Genomic DNA, 2,949 nt, shown 5'->3' on the forward strand with positions numbered 1-2,949 from the left:
GACCCTCGGCGACGACATCACGTGGATGCGCTTCGGCAAGGAGGGCGAGCTTCGCGCCGTCAACCCTGAGGCCGGCCTCTTCGGCGTGGCCCCCGGCACCGGCTGGGGCACCAACCCGAACGCGATGCGCGCCATCGCGAAGGGCAACAGCATCTTCACCAACGTCGCGCTCACGGACGACGGGGGCGTGTGGTGGGAGGGCATGACCGAAGAGGTCCCCGACCACCTCACGGACTGGCAGGGAAACGAGTGGACGCCCGAGGCCGGCCGCCCGGCGGCACACCCGAACTCTCGCTTCTGCACGCCGATCGACCAGATCGACATGCTCGCGCCGGAGTACTTCGCTCCCAACGGCGTCGAGATCCACGCGATCCTGTTCGGCGGCCGCCGGAAGACGACCATCCCGCTCGTGACCCAGTCCCGCGACTGGGCGCAGGGCATCTTCTACGGCGCCACCCTCTCCTCGGAGACGACGGCTGCCGCAGCTGGCGCCGTGGGCGTGGTGCGTCGGGACCCGATGGCCATGCTCCCGTTCATCGGCTACGACGCGGGCGACTACCTCAACCACTGGGTCACCCTCTCCGCGAAGGGCAACCCCGCGCGGCTGCCGAAGATCTTCCTCGTGAACTGGTTCCGCCGCACGCGGGACGGCGGCTTCGCCTGGCCCGGCTTCGGCGACAACTCGCGCGTCCTCAAGTGGGCGATCGAGCGGATCGAAGGCGCGGCGGACGCCGTCGAGACCCCGATCGGCTTCATCCCGACCCCGGAGAGCCTCGACCTCGCCGGCCTCGAGATGACGGCCGACGACGTCCAGGAGGCCGTGCGCTTCGACTCCGACGAATGGCGCGCCGAGGTTCCCAGCCTCGAGGAGTGGTTCGACCGCTTCGGCGGCTCGCTTCCGCGCAGCATCACGCGAGAGCTCGAGGGCCTCAAGAAGCGCCTCGGCTGACGCGCAGTCGTACGACTGCGGCCAATAAGACTCCGGCGAACTGAACGGCGCCGGGATCCCTAGGAGGGTCGCCCCGATTGCACACGGGGCGGCCCTTCTTCATTGGGCGGCCCGTCTGCATTGTCTGAGGGCACCAGTAACGTGTGCCTCATGGACGACGACGGAGGGTCCCCAACGCTCGCGCCGCTCACCTCGCTGCGCGCCGCCGACCTGCCCGTGGCCGGGGGCAAGGGCGCGAACCTCGGTGAGCTCGTCGCAGCTGGCCTGCCCGTGCCGGACGGTTTCGTGGTGACGACGGCGGCCTACCGCGCTCATGCGGCGGCGGCCGGGATCGACCCAGAGCGGGCCGCGGCCGATCCGGCTGGCGCGCGCATTGCGCTCGAAGCCGCGCCCCTCGACCCGGACCTCCGCCATGCGGTGGCCGCCGCCGTCGAGCATCTCGGCGCTGCCAGAGTGGCCGTGAGGTCGAGCGCAACGGCGGAGGACCTCCCGGGTGCCGCCTTCGCGGGCCAGCAGGACACCTTCTTGAACGTCGAAGGACCCGAGGCCGTGGCCGAGGCGATCCGGACGTGCTGGGCCTCGCTGTGGACCGACCGAGCCGTCGCGTACCGGAAGCGACAGGGGATCCAGCCCGCGGACGTGGCGATCGCCGTCGTCGTCCAACGCATGGTCGACGCCGAAGCCGCCGGCGTGCTGTTCACCGCCAACCCTTTGACCGGGCGCCGGTCCGAGCTCGTGGTGGACGCGGCGCTGGGCCTCGGCGAGGCGGTCGTCTCGGGGGAAGTGACCCCCGAGCACCTCGTCCTCGACCGCAGCGGCGCGGTGCAGGAACGGACGCCCGGCCAGAGCGGCGGCCCAGTCCTCTCCGACGCGGCGGCCCGTGAACTTGTGGGCCTCGCGGTCCGCGCCGAGCGGCATTTCGGGGTTCCGCAGGACATCGAGTGGGCGCTCGACGCCGGTCGGATGGTCCTGCTGCAGGCTCGCCCCATGACGGCGCTGCCGTTGGAGCCGCCCGAGCTGCGACGGATCCAGCGGCTCGTCGCGCCCTTCTTCCTGGAGATGTTCACGGTGCGGCCGTACCCGCTGGACGTCACGGGATGGCTCGAGCCGGGCGTCCTGCGCATGCTGCACCTCATGGCCGGGAGCGTCGGCGTGCGCTTCCCGCCGCTCGCCGAGGTCCTTCGGGAGCGCGACGGCGTGGCCCTCCAGCTTGTTCCTCCACGTCCGCGGCCTACGTTCCAGACGATCGGGGCGCCTCTCGCGCTCGCGCGACGGATACGCAGCTACCGCTCGGAACGCTGGCACGAGGACTCGCGCGTCGCTGAGTTCGAGGCGGCGATTGCGGCGCTCGAGGCGGAGGACCCCGGCCGGCTGACGTGGCGCGAGCTCCTCGCGCGCGTCGACGAATGCAACGCTGCCATGGTCACGATCGGACTCCTGCGCGCCGCCTACCTTCCCGGCGCGCTTCTGCCCGTCCTACCGCTGCGGGCGTTTCTCGCGCCCCTTGGCCTGAGCAAGCTCGCCGCGCCCCTCGTTGCGGGGGCGCCGACCACGACCCGCGCCGGCAACGACGCGCTCGAGGCGCTTGCCGCCGTCGTTCGCTCTGATCCCGCGCTCCGGGAAGCGGCACGAGACCTCGGCGCGCCGGCGTTCCTCGAGGCGCTCCGCACGCGGCCGGAGTTCGCCCGTTTCAACGACCAGCTGGCGGCATTCCTCGCCGACTACGGGCACCGCGAGTCGGTGAGCATCGTGATCGCGACGGCGCCTTCGTGGCGCGACGACCCCGTTCCCGCCGTTGCGATCCTCCAGTCGCTCGCGATGGAGCCCGCGAGACTGACTCCCGGCAACCCGGGCGACGCGGCCTTGCGCGAGCTGCTTGCACACCCCCTTCTCCGCGCCCCGTGGGCCGCGAAGAAGGCGAGAGGACTGGTCGAGGTGGCCCGCCGGGGCCTCGCCTTCCGTGAGGACACGCATGCACTGGCCGCCAAAGTCATGCCGCC

At 71.8% G+C, this 2,949-nt stretch carries 2 protein-coding genes; both read left to right on the top strand.

Features of this window, described 5'->3' with window-relative positions:
- The coding region (locus ACTHL9_RS15740) for a phosphoenolpyruvate carboxykinase domain-containing protein (RefSeq protein WP_440520226.1) at positions 1 to 949 on the top strand (949 nt) is incomplete at its 5' end.
- A 150-nt stretch (positions 950 to 1,099) separates the two neighbouring features.
- Positions 1,100 to 2,949 (top strand): PEP/pyruvate-binding domain-containing protein (locus tag ACTHL9_RS15745; protein WP_440520227.1); only part of this gene is annotated, 1,850 nt, incomplete at its 3' end.

Source organism: Sinomonas sp. (genome assembly GCF_051955515.1).
Classification (GTDB): Bacteria; Actinomycetota; Actinomycetes; order Actinomycetales; family Micrococcaceae; genus Sinomonas.